The following is a 17,202-nucleotide window of genomic DNA, read 5'->3' on the forward strand; positions in this document are numbered from 1 at the left end:
ATCGGCGAGCCGGCCATCCTGAGCCTGGCCGACGCGCTCGACAGCTACATCCCGACGCCGGAACGTGCCGTTGACGGCGCCTTCCTGATGCCCGTTGAAGACGTGTTCTCGATCTCCGGCCGAGGCACCGTGGTGACCGGTCGTGTCGAGCGCGGCATCATCAAGGTCGGTGAGGAAATCGAAATCGTCGGTATCCGCGACCTGCAGAAAACCACCGTCACCGGCGTCGAAATGTTCCGCAAGCTGCTGGACCAAGGCCAGGCTGGCGACAACGTCGGCCTGCTGCTGCGCGGCACCAAGCGTGAAGACGTCGAGCGCGGCCAAGTGCTGGCCAAGCCCGGCTCGATCAAGCCGCACACCGAGTTCACTGCCGAAGTGTATGTGCTCTCCAAGGACGAAGGTGGCCGTCACACGCCGTTCTTCAGCAACTACCGTCCGCAGTTCTACTTCCGTACCACCGACGTGACCGGCTCGATCACCCTGCCTGAAGGCAAGGAAATGGTCATGCCTGGCGACAACGTGGCCATCACCGTCAAGCTGATCGCCCCGATCGCCATGGAAGAAGGCCTGCGCTTCGCCATCCGCGAAGGTGGCCGCACCGTCGGCGCCGGCGTGGTTGCCAAGATCATTGCCTGATCGCCTGTGTGAAAGGAAAACACACAGTGAGCAAGCAACGCATCCGCATCCGCCTCAAGGCGTTCGACTACAAGCTGATTGACCAATCCGCTGCCGAGATCGTCGATACCGCCAAGCGCACCGGCGCCATCGTCAAGGGCCCCGTGCCCCTGCCGACACGCTTCAAGCGCTTCGACATCCTGCGTTCGCCGCACGTCAACAAGACGAGCCGCGACCAGCTGGAAATCCGCACCCACCAGCGTCTGATGGACATCGTCGATCCGACCGACAAGACGGTCGACGCGCTGATGAAGCTGGACCTGCCGGCCGGCGTGGACGTCGAGATCAAGCTGCAGTAATCGATGCACGGCCGAGTGATCGGCCGAGCCCTGCAAGGCCCTGGCGCGATGCGTCGGGGCCTTTTTTCATGGTGCTGGCGACGGGGGCCGTGGCAACCCATGTGTCTGGCATTCGTCATGCCGGGCAGGCATACTGGCAGCGTGCATGCCTTTGCCCGGCCTGGCCTGGAAGCGGCTGGTGGCGTGCTTTTTGCTTGACGCCATCCACACTCTCCAGCCGCTGACCATGACCATTCACGTTGCGCTCAACCACGTCACCCATTACCGATACGACCGTCCGGTCGAGCTGGGACCGCAAATCGTGCGCCTGCGCCCGGCCCCGCATTGCCGCACGCGCATTCTCTCGTTCAGCCAGCGCATCGAGCCGGCGAACCATTTCTGCAACTGGCAGCAGGACCCATTTGCCAACTACATGGCGCGGCTGGTCTTTCCCGAACGCACGCGGGAGTTCAAGGTCACCATCGATCTGGTGGCCGAGATGGCGGTCCACAATCCGTTCGACTTTTTCCTGGAGCCCGAAGCCGAGGAATTCCCGTTCAGCTACGCGCCGGAACTGCTGCAGGATCTGGTGCCCTACCGCACGCCCGGGCCGCTGACGCCGCTGCTGGCCCAATACCTCGGGCGTGTCGATCGCCGTCCGCGCCGCACGGTGGATTTCCTGGTGGACATCAACCGCATGCTCTACGAGGACATCGACTACACCATCCGCATGGAGCCGGGCGTGCAGACGCCCGAGCAGACCCTGCAGTTGCGCAGCGGCTCGTGCCGTGATTCCGGCTGGCTGCTGGTCAATCTGCTGCGCCACCTGGGACTGGCCGCGCGCTTCGTCTCGGGCTACCTGATCCAGCTGGCACCGGATGTCAAGGCGCTCGACGGCCCGAGCGGGCCCGAGAGCGATTTCACCGACCTGCATGCCTGGTGCGAGGTGTTTCTGCCCGGTGCCGGCTGGATCGGTCTCGATCCGACTTCCGGGCTGCTGGCCGGCGAAGGGCACATCCCGCTGGCCTGCACCCCACAGCCATCGTCAGCCGCACCAATCGAGGGCGCGGTGACCCAGTCCGAGGTGGAGTTCTCCCACCACATGGCGGTGATGCGCATCCATGAATCGCCGCGCGTGACCCGGCCCTACACCGACGAGCAATGGCAGTCTGTATTGACCCTGGGCGAGCAGGTCGAGCGCGATCTGGAAACCCGTGATGTGCGCCTGACGCAAGGGGGCGAACCGACCTTCGTGGCCGACAGCGACCGCGACGCACCGGAATGGAACACGGCGGCACTCGGCCCCACCAAAAGGGGATATGCCAATGCACTGGTGCAAAAGCTGCGTGCCCATTATGGTGCGGGTGGATTCCTGCATTTCGGGCAGGGCAAGTGGTACCCGGGCGAGCAGTTGCCGCGCTGGGCACTGTCGATCTTCTGGCGAGCCGACGGTCAGCCGATCTGGCAGAACCCCGAACTCTTTGCCGACGAGCGCGAGGCGTCGCACTATGGCGGGGACGATGCCCAGCGCTTCATCGGTACGCTCAGCCGCACGCTGGGTTTGAGCGATGAGTTCGTCCAGCCAGGCTACGAGGATACCTGGTACTTTCTCTGGCGCGAGCGGCGTCTGCCGGTCAACGTCGATCCGTTCGATGCGCGCATCGACGATGAAATGGAGCGCGATCGTCTGCGCCGCTGGGCCCTCCAGGGTCTGGCGCACAAGGTCGGCTACGTGTTGCCACTCACCCCGGCCAGCGCCGTGGGCCTGAGTGGTTCGCGCTGGGAGACCGGCCCCTGGTTCTTGCGTGATGAGCGCATGTACCTGATCCCGGGTGACTCGGCCATGGGCTATCGCCTGCCGCTCGACTCGCTGCCCTGGGTCGGCAAGGGCGACTACCCGTACTTCATCGACCGCGATCCCTACGCGCCGCAGCAAGAGCTGCCGTCAGCGCGCACTTTCGCCGAGCGCTATGGCGCGGCAGGCGATGGCACGGCGCCGCTGCGCATGCAGCAACCCATTGCGGAAAAGGCTGACGGGATCGATGGCCCAACGGCTGGCCCGGTGGGTTCAACGGGCTTGAGTGGCTCGACGGGCGCGGGCGCGGCTGCGGCATCTGCCGGATCGGGGCCGGCGGGTTACCAGCCGGCCATTCCGACCTTGATGCCCCGGCGCTTCGAGTCGGCCTACTGGCTGATCCGCACCGCGCTGGTGGTGGAGGCGCGCCAGGGCGTGCTCTATGTATTCATGCCGCCGCTGGCCGAGCTGGACGATTACCTCGACCTGCTGGCTGCCGTGGAGGCCACCGCCACGCAACTGGGCGTGAAGATCGTGCTCGAAGGCTATCCGCCACCGCGCGATGCGCGTCTGAAGGTGCTGCAGGTCACGCCCGACCCCGGAGTGATCGAGGTCAACATTCATCCCGCCAGCAACTGGAATGAGCTGGTCGAACACACTGAATTCCTTTACCAGTCTTCGTTCGAGACGCATCTGTGCGCCGAGAAGTTCGCGCTCGACGGGCGTCACACCGGCACCGGCGGCGGCAACCATTTCGTGCTTGGTGGCAAGACACCGGCGGATTCGCCCTTCCTGCGCCGCCCCGAACTGCTGACCAGCCTGTTGGCTTACTGGAACAACCATCCCAGCCTGTCGTATCTCTTCAGCGGTCTCTTCATCGGCCCGACCAGCCAGGCTCCGCGCCTGGACGAGGCGCGCAACGATCAGATCTACGAACTGGAGATCGCCATTGCGCAGGTCGAGCGCAATCGCCGCATCCATGGCCAGGAGATGCCGCCCTGGGTACTCGACCGCACCTTGCGCAACATCCTCGTCGATGTGACCGGCAACACTCACCGCAGCGAGTTCTCCATCGACAAGCTGTATTCGCCCGATGGCCCGACCGGCCGCCTGGGCCTCTTGGAGCTGCGTGCCTTCGAGATGCCGCCGCATGCCCGCATGAGCATCGTGCAGCAGCTGCTGCTGCGTGCGCTGGTGGCCCGGTTCTGGAACCAGCCCTACCGTGCGCCGCTGGCGCGCTGGGAAACGGCGCTGCATGACCGTTTCATGCTGCCGACCTTCATCCGGATGGACTTCGAGGATGTGCTGGCCGAGCTGGCTTTGCCCGAGCATGGCGGCTATGCCTTCGATCCGGCCTGGTTCGCGCCGCATTTCGAGTTCCGTTTCCCGCAGTTTGGCGAAATTGCCGTACACGGCATGCAGTTGACGCTGCGCGGTGCGCTCGAACCCTGGCATGTGATGGGCGAGGAGGGCGCTGCGGCGGGGATGGTGCGTTACGTCGATTCCTCGCTGGAGCGCCTGGAAGTCAAGATGAGCGGCATGGCCGGCAGTCGCTATCTGGTCACTGTCAACGGCCATGCGCTGCCGCTGCAGCCCACCGGCACGGCGGGTGAATTCGTCGCCGGCGTGCGCTACAAGGCCTGGAACCCGCCCTCGGCGCTGCACCCGAGCATCGGCGTGCATGCGCCGCTGAGCTTCGACATCGTCGACACCTGGATGCAGCGCAGTCTGGGCGGCTGCCAATACCACGTGCAGCATCCTGGCGGGGCCAACCCTTCCACGTTCCCGATCAATGCCTATGAGGCAGAGTCGCGTCGGTTGGCGCGCTTCTTCCGCATCGGCCACACACCGGGACGCATGGTGGTGGCACAACCCAAGCCGAGCCGGGAAATGCCGTTCACGCTTGACCTGCGAAGGGTGTGAAGGCCGTGGACGGTCAGGCGGGAGTCCGCTCGGACAGGCGTGCCGCAGTGGCCGCCTGTCGCGGTTTTTCCACGCTGAATGTCAACCGATTCTCGCCCGTGGGCAGGGACGTGGCCGCCAACTGATGGTTGGGGCCCGGCGGCATTACACTACGCGCCCACGATGCCTATGTCCTTGTTCGATACCGAGCTTGCCGCGACCGATCTGGCCGACAGCCTGATCCCGCCACTGGCCAACCATCCGCCCGCCGGTCATTTCGACAACCTGCGCGACGGGCTCGGCCGCGGCGGCCTGGCGAAGCACTGGAACACCTTTTTCGCCAGTGCCATCGACAGCCTGCACAGCCAGGCCGGCATGGCCGATACGGCACACCTGCTGACCAGCCGCCTCGACGAACTGCAGCAAAGCCTGGTGCGCAGCGTCGAGGACAACGGCATCACCTACAACCTGTATTCGGACGCCGTCAATCACAGCCGCCCCTGGTCGCTGGACCTGTTCCCGATGATCGTCACCCAGCAGGACTGGCAGGCGATCCGGGCCGGCGTGGCGCAGCGTGCCGAGCTGCTCAACCGCATTCTGGCCGATGTGTACGGCCCGCAGCACCTGGTGCAGGAGGGCCTGCTGCCCAGTGCGCTGGTGCATGGCCATCCCGGCTACTTCCGGGCGGCACATGGCATCGAGCCGGCGGGGGGAACCTACCTGCACATTGCCGCCTTCGATCTCGCACAGGGGCCGGATGGCCACTGGTGGGTCATGTCCCAGCGGGCCCAGGCGCCCTCGGGGCTGGGCTACGCGCTGGAGAACCGGCTGATCGTCTCGCGCCTGTTCCCGCAGGCCTTCTCCGCGCTGCGCATCGAGCGGCTGGTCGAGAGTTATTCGGCGCTGCTGCGCAGCCTGGCCGCGCACAGCAGCGCCGGTGACGACGCGCGCATCGTGCTGCTGACGCCCGGGCCTTATAGCGAGACCTATTTCGAACACATTTACCTGGCGCGCTACCTCGGCATCACGCTGGTCGAAGGCGGTGACCTGGTGGTGCGCGAGCAACGCGTCTGGCTCAAGACCATCAAGGGGCTGGAGCCGGTGCATGTGATCATCCGGCGGCTTGACGACGACTACCTCGACCCGCTCGAGTTGCGTGCCGATTCGGCGCTGGGCATCCCCGGCATGATGCAGGCCTGGCGCGCCGGCCATGTCGTCATCGCCAACGCGCCGGGCAGCGGCTTCCTGGAGTCGACCGCCGTGATGGGCTTTCTGCCCGCCATCAGCGAGCGTCTGCTGGGCGAGCCGCTGTCGCTGCCCTCGGTCGCCAGCTGGTGGTTTGGCGAGCGTGCTGCCATGCGCCACCTGCTGCCGCAATTGCCCGATTACGTGATCAAGCCGACCTTCAACGACCAGCCGCGCCGCTTCGTTCCGGCCATGGGCTTGCGGCTCAAGCCTGCCGAGCTGGCGCAGTGGCGCCAGCGCATCCAGGCCCGGCCCGAGGACCATGCCGCGCAGGCCTGGATTCCGCTCTCGCACATGCCCACCTGGCGGCCCGGCGGTGCGGCGGCGCAGGGCGAAGCCTCGCCTTACCAGGCTCCGATGGGCAGCCAGGCCATGATGATCCGCGTGTTCGCGCTTTCGGACGGTCCGGGCCGCTGGCATGTGATGCCGGGCGGCCTGACCCGCATCGCCCCGGTAGGCCGCGAAGTGGTCTCGATGTTCCGGGGCGGCAGTTCCGCCGATCTCTGGGTGATGGCCGATCGCGAGGTGCCCGATCGCCCCAGCGCCATGGGACCGCACCACCGACCCGGCAGCGTCATCACCAGCCGCGCCGCCGAGAACCTGTTCTGGCTGGGGCGCTATTCGGAGCGGCTCGACAACAGCGTGCGTCTCGCGCGCATCGTGCTCGAGGCGCTCAACAACATCGAGATGGACCTGACGCCGGTCACCCTGGACTGGCTGCACCATCTGTGCGAGGACCACGGCCTGGTCAGCAAGGCAGCCCCATCGCCGCGTGTGGCCAAGGCCATGTTCGAGCGGGCCCTGGTGGCCTCGCTGGGCGACCGCCATGCCAAGCATGGCGCCTGGAGCGTGGCCACCGTGCTCGACTCGCTGCAGTTCTCCGCCTTTGCCGTGCGCGAGCGGCTGGCGCAAGAGCAGTGGACCATGGTCAACCAGGCCCAGCAGCAGTTTCTGGCGGCGCTGCAGGGCGAGCCGCTGCAGACGCGCCAGGCCCAGCGCGCACTGGAGTTGTTGGCTACCCAGGCCATGGCCATGACCGGCGCGCAGCTCGACCGCATGACCCGCGACGACGGCTGGCGCATGCTGTCACTGGGCCGTCAGGTCGAGCGACTGGGCACGCTGGCCGGCACACTGGGTTCGGCCTTCGAGTTGGGCGTGGTCGATGATGAGGCCGGCTTTGCGCTGCTGCTCGAGCTGTTCGACAGCACCATCACCTACCGTTCGCGCTACCAGCAGCACCGTGATGCCTACGCGCTGATCGAGCTATTGGTGCTCGAGCAGGAAAATCCCCGCTCGCTGGCCTGGATTTCCGACACGCTCACCGGACGGCTGGCGCGCCTGCCTGGTCATCCACTGGCGGCCTGGCAGGTCGAGAGCGAGTTCCAGGGACTGCCACAGTGCTGGTGCTCGCAGGAGCTGCTGGGCTGGGCCGATCGCCGCGAGTACATGCACCTGGCGGCACGCATCCACACCGCGCGCATGGCCGCCCAGCACATCTCGGACCGCCTGACGCAGCAGTTCTTCATCCATGCCCACGCCGATAGCCATTCCGTCGGCGGTGGCTGAGCGCCGGCCGTCCCTGCCGTTCCCGCCGAGTTCATCCCCATGCAACTGAGCGTCATTCACGAAACCCGCTACCGGTACGAGACACCGGTGTTGCAGGCCCACCACATGGCCTATCTACGGCCGGTGAATTCGAGCGAGCAGCAGTTGCATGAATTCAGTCTCGCCATCGAACCCGAACCCTCGGCGCAGGCCTGGAGCATGGACCGCTATGGCCAGCAGCGCTGCTACTTCGAACTCACCGAGCCGCACGAGGAACTGCTGGTGGTGGCCCGAAGCCGCCTGAGCACCACGGCCCTGCCGCCCGCATGGCAGGGCAAGTTCCCCAGTGTGGTGCTGCCCGACGGCATACCCTGGGAAGCCGTGGCGCGCGCCATGCAGTACGAGGCCGGCCAGGCCTTCGACGATGCGCGCGAATATGCCCAGCCGTCGCCGCTGGCACCGGTGCAGGATTCCTTCCGGGACTATGCGCTGGCGACGGCGCCGCGCCGCGACTGGTCGGCACACCAAGTCGCCGCGGCGCTGTGCCACCGCATCTATCGCGACTTTCAGTACAAGCCGCAGGCCACCGATGTGAGCACGCCGCCGCTGCGTGCACTGGCGCTGCGTGCCGGCGTCTGCCAGGACTTTGCGCAGGTCATGATCGCCGCGCTGCGCTCGCTGGGGCTGGCGGCGCGCTACGTCAGCGGCTACCTGCTCACCGAGCCACCGCCAGGCCAGCCGCGGCTGGTTGGCGCCGACGCCTCGCATGCCTGGGTCAGCGTGTACTGCCCGCAGGCCGGCTGGCTGGAGTTCGATCCGACGAACAACTGCCTCGCCGGCGAGACCCATGTGCGGCTGGCCTATGGCCGCGACTATGGCGATGTGGCACCGCTGCGCGGGGTGATTCGTGGTGGCGGCTCGCATGAGCTCGACGTGGGCGTGACCGTGATGCCCGAATGATGTTCGAGTGTGGCGCCGGCGTTGCTGAGATGCACTTGGGCATGATGAATGCTTGCCCCCTTTCGAGGGGCGCGCTATAATCTGCGGCTTCGCTAGGATTGGTGCGCCCATTGCATGGGTGGGCCTTTTCCGGTGGAGTCTTTTTATCAACCTTCTCTCATGCCTTGGCCTGGTCCGTGTCGCGGGCGGCCGCTGGCAACACAGCTCACCAATTGCAGTGGCTGTGGTGGGAGTTTTGGAGTAATAACATGAGTCTGAGTAACTCCCTGGGGTTGCTGGGCCGCAAGGTGGGCATGATGCGCATCTTCACCGACGACGGGGAATCGATCCCTGTCACGGTGGTGGACGTGTCCGGCAACCGCGTGACCCAGGTCAAAACCCAAGAGAATGACGGTTACACCGCTCTGCAGGTGACCTTCGGGTCGCGCAAGGCCTCGCGTGTGACCAAGCCCCAAGCGGGTCACCTAGCCAAGGCTGGTGTCGAAGCGGGCGAAATCATTCGTGAATTCCGCGTCAGTGAAGAGACTGCCGGCCAATACGCCGCCGGAGCCACGGTTCCCGTGGCCAACCTCTTCGCTGCTGGCCAGAAGGTGGACGTGCAGGGTACTTCCATTGGTAAGGGCTACGCCGGTACCATCAAGCGCCACAACTTCGGTTCGCAGCGCGCCTCGCACGGTAACAGCCGCTCGCACAACGTGCCCGGCTCGATCGGCATGGCGCAGGATCCGGGTCGCATTTTCCCCGGCAAGCGCATGACTGGCCATATGGGTGACGAGACCGTGACGACGCAGAACCTGGACATCGTCCGCGTGGACGAAGCCCGCCAGCTGCTGCTCATCAAGGGTGCCGTGCCCGGCTCCAAGGGTGGTTTCGTGACCGTCCGTCCCGCCGTCAAGGCGCCTGTACAGAAGGGAGCATAAGCCATGCAACTCGAGCTCCTGAATGACCAAGGCCAGGCATCGACCTTCGATGCGCCCGAGGACCTGTTCGGTCGTGACTACAACGAATCGCTGATCCACCAGATCGTGGTGGCCTACCAGGCCAATGCCCGCCAAGGCACGCGTGCCCAGAAGGATCGCGAGCAGGTCAAGCACTCGACCAAGAAGCCGTTCCGCCAAAAGGGTACGGGCAATGCCCGTGCCGGTATGACGTCCTCGCCGATCTGGCGTGGGGGCGGTCGCGTGTTCCCGAACCTGCCGGAAGAAAACTTCTCGCACAAGGTCAACAAGAAGCAGTACCGCGCCGGTATCGTTTCGATCTTCTCGAAGCTGGTTGCCGATGGGCGCCTGTCGATCGTCGAGGACATCAAGCTGGACAGCCCGAAGACCAAGGCCTTCGCTTCCAAACTCAAGAACCTGAAGGTCGATTCCGCGCTGGTGATCGCCGAAGAGATTGATGAGAATCTCTACCTGGCGTCGCGCAATCTGACCAACGTGTATGTCGTCGAGCCGCGTTACGTGGATCCCCTGTCGCTGGTGCACTTCAAGAAGGTGCTGGTGACCAAGGGTGCCGTCGACAAGCTCAAGGAGATGTTCGCATGAGCCGCACCAACCCGACTCCCAAAGAGCGTCAGTTCACCGAAGGTCGTCTGTACCAGGTGCTGGTGGCTCCCATCGTCTCGGAGAAGGCCACTTTCGCGGCCGAACAGTCCAACGCCGTGACCTTCAAGGTCCTGCGTGATGCTACCAAGGCCGAAATCAAGGCCGCCGTCGAACTGCTGTTCAAGGTTGAAGTGGCTGGCGTCTCCGTCGTCAACGTCAAAGGCAAGACCAAGCGTTTCGGACGCACGACCGGCCGCCGCGACCATGTTCGCAAGGCTTATGTCCGTTTGAAGGAAGGTCAAGAGCTGAACCTGTCCGGGGAGGCTGCGTAAACCATGGCTATCATCAAACTCAAACCCCAGACCCCGGGTCAGCGCGGTGCGGTGAAGATCTCCCGCGACCACCTGCACAAGGGCAGTGGTTACGCCCCCCTGCTGGAGCCGCAGTTCCAGAAGTCGGGCCGCAACAACAACGGCCACATCACCACCCGTCACAAGGGCGGTGGTCACAAGCACCATTACCGCGTGGTCGACTTCTGCCGCAACGACAAGGATGGCATCGCCGCCAAGATCGAGCGCATCGAGTACGACCCGAACCGTTCGGCCCATCTGGCCCTGGTGCTGTACGCCGATGGCGAGCGTCGCTACATCATCGCCCCGCGTGGCCTGGAAGTCGGTGCCACCGTGGTGTCCGGCTCGGAAGCGCCGATCAAGGCTGGCAACACGCTGCCGATCCGCAACATCCCCGTCGGTTCGACCATCCACGCCATCGAGCTCAAGCCCGGTGCCGGTGCCCAGATCGCCCGTTCGGCCGGTACCTCGGCCACGTTGCTGGCCCGCGAAGGTGTGTACGCTCAGATTCGCCTGCGTTCGGGTGAAGTGCGCAGGGTGCACATCGAGTGCCGTGCCACCATCGGTGAAGTCGCCAACGAAGAGCACAGCCTGCGCCGCTTCGGCAAGGCCGGTGTCAAGCGCTGGATGGGTATTCGCCCGACCGTGCGCGGTGTGGTGATGAACCCGGTTGACCACCCGCATGGTGGTGGTGAAGGCAAGACCGGTGAAGGCCGTCATCCTGTCGACCCATGGGGCAACCTGACCAAGGGCTACAGGACCCGTAACAACAAGCGGACACAGACTTTCATTGTGTCGCGTCGCAAGAAATAAGGGTAGGGCGCCATGACACGTTCACTCAAAAAAGGTCCCTTCGTGGATCACCACCTGCTGGCCAAGGCCGAGAAGGCTGTCGCTGGCAAGGACAAGCGCCCGGTCAAGACCTGGTCGCGTCGTTCCATGGTGCTGCCGGAGTTCATCGGTCTGACGATCGCTGTGCACAACGGCAAGCAGCATGTGCCTGTTTATGTTACCGATCAAATGGTTGGCCACAAGCTGGGCGAGTTCGCACTGACTCGCACCTTCAAGGGTCACCCGGCTGATAAAAAAGCCAAGCGCTAAGGAGTAAACCATGTCTGAAACACGTGCTGTACTCCGTGGCGTCCGCCTCTCCGTGGACAAGGGCCGCCTGGTGGCAGACCTGATCCGCGGCAAGAAGGTGGACCAGGCCCTGAACATCCTGGCCTTCACGCCCAAGAAGGCGGCCGGCATCATCCAGAAAGTGCTCGAATCGGCCATCGCCAATGCCGAGCACAATGATGGCGCCGACATCGACGAGTTGCGGGTCAAGACCATCTATGTCGAGCAAGGTACGACGCTGAAGCGCTTCACCGCCCGCGCCAAGGGCCGTGGCAACCGCATCAGCAAACCCACCTGCCATGTCTACGTGACCGTGGGCAATTAAGCCAGAGGAAGACTATGGGACAGAAAATCAACCCAACCGGTTTCCGCCTGGCGGTAAGCCGTGATTGGTCCAGCCGTTGGTACGCCAACAACCGCGATTTCGCCGGCATGCTCGCCGAGGACATCGAGGTTCGCGCCTACCTCAAGAAGAAGCTCAAGAACGCGCAAGTCTCGCGCGTGCTGATCGAGCGCCCCGCCAAGAACGCCCGCATCACCATCTACTCGGCACGTCCGGGCGTGGTGATCGGCAAGAAGGGCGAGGACATCGAGAATCTGAAGAAGGAACTCACCAAGCGCCTGGGCGTGCCCGTCGCAGTGAACATCGAGGAAGTGCGCAAGCCCGAAATCGATGCACAGCTGATCGCCGACAGCATCACCCAGCAGCTCGAGAAGCGCATCATGTTCCGCCGCGCTATGAAGCGAGCCATGCAGAACGCCATGCGTCTGGGTGCCCAGGGCATCAAGATCATGTCGTCGGGCCGCCTGAACGGCATCGAAATCGCCCGTACCGAGTGGTACCGCGAAGGCCGAGTGCCGCTGCACACGCTGCGCGCCGATATCGACTACGCGACGTCCGAAGCCTCCACCACCTACGGCATCATCGGTGTCAAGGTGTGGGTCTACAAGGGCGATACGCTGGGCCGGGGCGACCTGCCTGCTGCTCCCGAGCCGCGTGCCGATGACGAGCGCCGTCCGCGCGGCCGTCGTCCGGCCGGTGGTGGCCGTGGGGATCGTGGCGATCGCCGTGGACGTGGCAGCAATGCCGCGCCTGCAGACGGAAGTGACAAACCCGCAGAAGCCACAGGCTCTGCATCTACCGCCGTTAAGCGCGCCGAAAGCGCGCCCGCTACAGCTGCGGACGGTAAAGGAGAATAACCATGCTGCAACCTGCTCGTCGCAAATTCCGCAAAGAGCAAAAGGGTCGCAACACCGGCATCGCAACCCGTGGTAACACGGTGGCGTTCGGTGAATACGGCCTGAAGTCCACCGACCGCGGCCGTCTGACGGCCCGCCAGATCGAGTCGGCGCGCCGTGCGATCACCCGTCACGTCAAGCGTGGCGGCCGCATCTGGATCCGCGTGTTTCCGGACAAGCCCATTTCCACCAAGCCCGCCGAAGTGCGTATGGGTAACGGCAAGGGCAATCCGGATTACTACGTGGCCGAGATCCAGCCGGGCAAGGTGATCTACGAGATCACCGGAGTCCCCGAGGATCTGGCGCGCGAGGCTTTCCGCCTGGCCGCAGCCAAGCTGCCGCTGCGCACCACCTTCGTTGCCCGCCAGCTGGGCGCCTGATCAGGAGATGAACATGGCTAAGAAATCTGCTGACAAGCAAACCAAGGCTGAAGTGCTGCGCGGCAAGGATGTCGCCGGTCTGAAGGAAGAAGTCAAGTCGCTGCAAAAGGCCCATTTCGGCCTGCGCATGCAAGTGGCCACGCAACAGCTCGCCAACACCTCGGTGCTGCGCACGACGCGTCGCGACATTGCCCGCGCCAAGACGATCCTGGCCGAGAAACAGGCCGCTGAACAAGCCGCCAAAGCCAACTAAGGAGCCGAAATGACGGAAGAAAAGAAATCCCTCAAGCGCACCTTGATTGGCAAGGTGGTCAGCGACAAGCGTGCCAAGACCGTGACCGTGCTGGTCGAACGCCGCGTCAAGCACCCGATCTACGGCAAGATCGTGGTTCGTTCGAGCAAGTACCACGCTCATGACGAAACGGGCGAGTACAAGCTGGGCGATACCATCGAGATCACCGAGAGCCGTCCGCTTTCCAAGACCAAGAACTGGGTTGCCACCCGTCTGGTCCAGAAGGCTGGCCTGGTCTGATCGAGAAAGATCCTGCCCATGGCGCGCAATGCGTCAGTAGGCCCGAAGCCCTGCTTTTGCAGGGCTTTTTCTTTTTGCCTGACCCGCGTGCTACCCAGGGTTGATGCCTTTTCCTCTGAGAAACGGTGGACTCAATGGAATCAGGCATCAAACGCATACCGCGTGACCATGCGCTGGCTTTAAGCTGTTGGTGCTCGAGCAGGTGTGGGAGGCAATGCCATGTACCTGCCCATCGATCGGGGATTCGTCTACCTCAGCCTGGTCACCGATGGGGGGCGTGCAAGATCGTGGGTCATCACGTGCACAACAGCTTGCTGTCGCGCAGGTCAGCCGCGCGCTGAGGGCGGCGCTCAAAGGCCGGCACGGGCAACAGGCGCTGGAGCATCACTTTGAGCGAGGTATCCAGTACTGTTCCCATGGCAACCATGGACCGTCCTGCAGGCCGGCTCTGTGTCCCTCATAGGTGTCAACCTATGGCAGGACGGGTCAGGCCTCGATGAAGAGGTCTGTGGAGCCGCTTCAGCCCAGGCGCGGCGTGCCGTCGTCGGAGGCCGCTTGCGATGCTGGCGCAAGGGTGCTGCCCTGGCGCGATTGCAGCTGATCCTCGAGCTGGCCGATGTAGGCTGCAGTACTGTTGTCGGATGCATCGGCGCGGCTTTGCAGGCGGGCTTCCAGTGCGTCGAGGTGCTGCGTCAGTGCCTGCTGGCCCTGGCCGTAATACTCGATCAGGAACTCCCGCAGTTCGGTAAAGCGCGAGGCCTCGGCCTTGTCGGCCAGCTCACGCTGCTGCGCCATTTCCTTGCTGTGACGGTGGTAGTCCAGCAGCACCGTGCCCTGCAGCCACAGGATGTAGGCGAGGAACAGGGCTCCCAGCGCAATGGTCAGCACGAGGATGATGAGCCCCAGCGGCGCCTGCACCGTCATGAACCCCAGCGACAGTTCCGACGGGGTGATCAGGGTGCCCCAGTTCAGGAAGGAGATGCCCGCGAGTGCGGCCGTCAGCAGGAGGATGAGGATCAAGCGGATGTTCATGGTGGCTCCTTGTTGGAATCGGCGCTGGCGCGCAGTGCCTTGGCCGGGTATTGCCGATACGGCCATTATCAGGGCATCCCGGGTGGTGCGTCGTTGCCGTCGCCATGTGGATGGGTTTGCCTCGCATGGCATTCTCCATATAAGAACAAGCATTCGGGAATTTCGGATAATGACGGGAAATTTGATATATCCATGATGGACGCTGGCACACTTCCCCCCTCCAGGCGCGCGCATGCGCCGACCGCCGATCCGGCTGGTATTCAGCAGCCGGGCCGCTGCATCCTGGTTGGCGCCGGGCCGGGAGATCCGGACTTGCTCACACTCAAGGCGGTCAAGGCCATGGGCCGTGCCACCGTGCTGCTGGTTGATGATCTGGTCGGCGACGCGGTGCTGGCCCATGCGGCGCCAGATGCGCGGGTCATCCACGTGGGCAAGCGCGGCGGCTGCAAGAGCACGCCGCAGGCCTTCATCGAGAAGCTGATGGTGCAGCAGGCGCGGGCAGGCGAGACGGTAGTGCGCCTCAAGGGCGGTGATCCGCTGATCTTCGGCCGCAGCGGCGAGGAGCTCGAAGCCCTGCGGGCGGCCGGCATCGAGGTGGAGGTGATCAATGGCATCACCTCGGGTCTGCAGGCGGCCACTGCACTGGGCGTGCCGCTGACGCACCGCGAGCACGCGCATGGCGTGGTGATGGTGACCGGCCACGCCGCGCCCGGCCAGCGCGAAATCGACTGGGCGCAATTGGCCCAGACCGCCCATGCCGCGCAACTCACGCTGGTGATCTACATGGGCGTCAAGTGCGCGGCGCGCATCCAGGCCGGTTTGTTGCAGGGCTTGCCGGCACAGACGCCAGTGGCCGTCGTGCAGTCGGCCTCGCTTCCGGCGCAGCAGCGGCTGATCAGCACGCTGGAGCGGCTGTGCACCGACATGCAGGTGCATGGACTCGGCAGCCCCTCCATCATCGTCGTCGGCGATGTGCTCCGGGCCAGTGCCATGCTGCAACAATACGGGTATGCCAGCGTCCCGACCGAACTTTCTGAATCCGCCGAATCTACCGAATCTGCCGGATCATCCCATGTCCCTGCCGCCAGCAGGCAAGGACAATTCCAGTTTGGTTGAGGCCAGCGGTGCCGGCGCGCCTACCCAACGAGGCGGGAGTGATCCGGCCTGGTTCGATGCCATCATCCTCGGCGCCGGCGCGGCGGGGCTGTTCTGTGCCGCCCAGGCTGGCGCGGCCGGATGCCGGGTGCTGCTCATCGACCATGCACGCCGGTTGGCCGAGAAAATCCGCATCTCCGGCGGCGGGCGCTGCAACTTCACCAACCGCGAGCTGGATACACGCGCGCCGCAGCGCCACTTCATCAGCGATAACCCGAATTTCTGCCGCTCGGCGCTCTCCCGCTTCACGCCCCAGCATTTCGTGGATCTGATCGAGCGCCAGGGCATCGCTTACCACGAAAAGCACAAGGGGCAATTGTTCTGCGACCACCGTGCGCAGGACATCATCGAATGGCTACAGGCGCAGTGTGCGGCTGCGGGCGTTCAGTCGTGGCGCCCCTGCACGGTGCTGGAGATCGACACCGTCACGCACCAGGCACAGAGCGGTTATGGGGTGCGCACGTCCGAAGGCACGGCCTGGGCGTCCAGTCTGGTGGTGGCGACCGGAGGCCTTTCCATTCCCAAGATCGGTGCGACCGACCTGGGCTACCGCATTGCCCGCCAGTTTGGCGTGCCGTTGGTGGCACAGCGCCCCGGCCTGGTGCCGCTGACCTTCGATGCGGCCAGCTGGCAGCCTTATGTCGAGCTGGCCGGGCTGGCGCTGCCGGTGGAAATCAGTGTCGGTGCCGGGCGGCAGCGCACGGCGTTTCTCGAGGACCTGCTGTTCACGCACCGGGGACTGTCCGGTCCGGCCATCCTGCAGATATCCAACTATTGGCAGGCCGGCATGCCGTTGGTGATCGACCTGCTGCCGGGGCAGGATGTGCCGGCGCTGCTGCTGGAGGCCAAGCAGACCAGCCGCAAACTGCTCGTCAATGTGCTGGCCGACCACCTGCCGGTGCGGCTGGCGCAGGCACTGGCCGGCGAGGACGTGCTCTGGCAGCGCGCCATCGATCAGGTGCCGGACAAGGCATTGGCCCGCCTTGCCGAGCGCATCCAGCACTGGCAGCTCACGCCCAGCGGCACCGAAGGCTATGCCAAGGCCGAAGTCACGCTAGGGGGGGTCGATACCCGCGCGCTGTCTTCCAGAAGCATGGAATGCACGCAGCAGCCGGGGCTTTATTTCATTGGCGAGGTGGTGGACGTGACTGGTTGGCTGGGTGGCTACAACTTCCAGTGGGCCTGGGCCAGCGCCCATGCCTGCGCAGAGGCGCTGGCGGTGCAGCGTGTTGCAGCGACTGCTGCGAGTTGACCACAATGACCGCCTGCGGGGCGGCGGCTGCATGCCAATTGGCAGGGCGTGCGCGCTTGATGCTGTACTTTCCACAATGCCATGCTTATAATGGCCGACTTTGCTGGCAATTGCCCCATTGGCCAATACTAGTTTCGATAAATGGGGCGAAACCGCCGGGCCGCTTGCGGGTCTGATCTCCCTGCACACGCTGGCTTGGCAC

General features: G+C 64.6%; 19 protein-coding genes. 17 read left to right on the forward strand and 2 right to left on the reverse strand.

Translation table 11 applies throughout. From position 1 onward, the window contains the following. The 15 genes from EV687_RS16555 to rpsQ form a co-directional block, all read left to right on the forward strand. Positions 1–636, forward strand: a 636-nt coding sequence (locus EV687_RS16555) for an EF-Tu C-terminal domain-related protein (RefSeq protein ID WP_242612702.1), incomplete at its 5' end; no start/stop codon positions are given. A 26-nt stretch (positions 637–662) separates the two neighbouring features. Continuing rightward, positions 663–974: a 30S ribosomal protein S10 gene (gene rpsJ, locus EV687_RS16560; RefSeq protein ID WP_122231267.1), complete on the forward strand. Its 312-nt coding sequence runs from the start codon at positions 663–665 to the stop codon at positions 972–974. Positions 975–1,200: 226 nt separating this feature from the next. Then, a complete protein-coding gene (locus EV687_RS16565) occupies positions 1,201–4,671 on the forward strand; it encodes a transglutaminase family protein (protein ID WP_122231654.1) in 3,471 nt (1,156 codons plus the stop codon). A gap of 162 nt (positions 4,672–4,833) precedes the next feature. Then, positions 4,834–7,461 (forward strand): circularly permuted type 2 ATP-grasp protein, encoded by a 2,628-nt coding sequence (locus EV687_RS16570; protein ID WP_165392836.1) that lies wholly within the window; start codon positions 4,834–4,836, stop codon positions 7,459–7,461. A gap of 39 nt (positions 7,462–7,500) precedes the next feature. Next, positions 7,501–8,400: a transglutaminase family protein gene (locus EV687_RS16575; RefSeq protein WP_122231271.1), complete on the forward strand. Its 900-nt coding sequence runs from the start codon at positions 7,501–7,503 to the stop codon at positions 8,398–8,400. Between the two features lie 248 nt (positions 8,401–8,648). After that, positions 8,649–9,320 carry a 50S ribosomal protein L3 gene (gene rplC / locus EV687_RS16580; RefSeq protein WP_122231273.1) on the forward strand — a complete coding sequence of 224 codons (672 nt, stop codon included), beginning with the start codon at positions 8,649–8,651 and terminating at the stop codon, positions 9,318–9,320. Positions 9,321–9,323: 3 nt separating this feature from the next. Next, on the forward strand, positions 9,324–9,941 hold the full coding sequence (rplD, locus tag EV687_RS16585; RefSeq protein ID WP_122231275.1) for a 50S ribosomal protein L4: 618 nt from the start codon (positions 9,324–9,326) through the stop codon (positions 9,939–9,941). After that, a complete protein-coding gene (gene rplW / locus EV687_RS16590; protein WP_122231277.1) occupies positions 9,938–10,273 on the forward strand; it encodes a 50S ribosomal protein L23 in 336 nt (111 codons plus the stop codon). Before rplD ends, rplW begins: the two co-directional genes overlap by 4 nt. Before the next feature lie 3 nt (positions 10,274–10,276). Next, entirely contained in the window at positions 10,277–11,104 is an 828-nt protein-coding gene (gene rplB / locus EV687_RS16595) for a 50S ribosomal protein L2 (RefSeq protein ID WP_122231279.1), read from the forward strand. Positions 11,105–11,116: 12 nt separating this feature from the next. Then, entirely contained in the window at positions 11,117–11,392 is a 276-nt protein-coding gene (rpsS, locus tag EV687_RS16600; RefSeq protein ID WP_122231281.1) for a 30S ribosomal protein S19, read from the forward strand. A gap of 10 nt (positions 11,393–11,402) precedes the next feature. Then, positions 11,403–11,735: a 50S ribosomal protein L22 gene (rplV, locus tag EV687_RS16605; RefSeq protein WP_122231283.1), complete on the forward strand. Its 333-nt coding sequence runs from the start codon at positions 11,403–11,405 to the stop codon at positions 11,733–11,735. Between the two features lie 14 nt (positions 11,736–11,749). Beyond that, the gene (gene rpsC / locus EV687_RS16610; RefSeq protein WP_122231285.1) at positions 11,750–12,610 is read left to right on the forward strand and encodes a 30S ribosomal protein S3; all 861 of its coding nucleotides are present in this window, start codon (positions 11,750–11,752) and stop codon (positions 12,608–12,610) included. Positions 12,611–12,612: 2 nt separating this feature from the next. Further along, positions 12,613–13,029 carry a 50S ribosomal protein L16 gene (rplP, locus tag EV687_RS16615; RefSeq protein WP_122231287.1) on the forward strand — a complete coding sequence of 139 codons (417 nt, stop codon included), beginning with the start codon at positions 12,613–12,615 and terminating at the stop codon, positions 13,027–13,029. A 13-nt stretch (positions 13,030–13,042) separates the two neighbouring features. Next, complete coding sequence (rpmC, locus tag EV687_RS16620) at positions 13,043–13,282, forward strand: 50S ribosomal protein L29 (protein ID WP_122231656.1); 240 nt, start codon at positions 13,043–13,045, stop codon at positions 13,280–13,282. Between the two features lie 9 nt (positions 13,283–13,291). Beyond that, complete coding sequence (gene rpsQ, locus EV687_RS16625; RefSeq protein WP_122231289.1) at positions 13,292–13,561, forward strand: 30S ribosomal protein S17; 270 nt, start codon at positions 13,292–13,294, stop codon at positions 13,559–13,561. Positions 13,562–13,856: 295 nt separating this feature from the next. On the opposite strand, the gene EV687_RS19455 is transcribed toward rpsQ, so the two are convergent. Both EV687_RS19455 and EV687_RS16630 read right to left on the reverse strand, forming a co-directional pair. Next, complete coding sequence (locus tag EV687_RS19455; RefSeq protein ID WP_423201106.1) at positions 13,857–13,979, reverse strand: hypothetical protein; 123 nt, start codon at positions 13,977–13,979, stop codon at positions 13,857–13,859. A gap of 101 nt (positions 13,980–14,080) precedes the next feature. Continuing rightward, entirely contained in the window at positions 14,081–14,593 is a 513-nt protein-coding gene (locus EV687_RS16630; RefSeq protein WP_122231291.1) for a LapA family protein, read from the reverse strand. Between the two features lie 195 nt (positions 14,594–14,788). Here EV687_RS16630 and cobA point away from each other — a divergent pair, with 195 nt between their 5' ends. Continuing rightward, entirely contained in the window at positions 14,789–15,709 is a 921-nt protein-coding gene (cobA, locus tag EV687_RS16635; protein WP_122231658.1) for a uroporphyrinogen-III C-methyltransferase, read from the forward strand. Next, the gene (locus EV687_RS16640; RefSeq protein WP_122231293.1) at positions 15,666–17,000 is read left to right on the forward strand and encodes a BaiN/RdsA family NAD(P)/FAD-dependent oxidoreductase; all 1,335 of its coding nucleotides are present in this window, start codon (positions 15,666–15,668) and stop codon (positions 16,998–17,000) included. Before cobA ends, EV687_RS16640 begins: the two co-directional genes overlap by 44 nt. Positions 17,001–17,202 lie beyond the last annotated feature (202 nt).

Source organism: Corticibacter populi (genome assembly GCF_004217315.1).
GTDB classification, from domain to species: Bacteria; Pseudomonadota; Gammaproteobacteria; order Burkholderiales; family Burkholderiaceae_C; genus Lampropedia; species Lampropedia populi.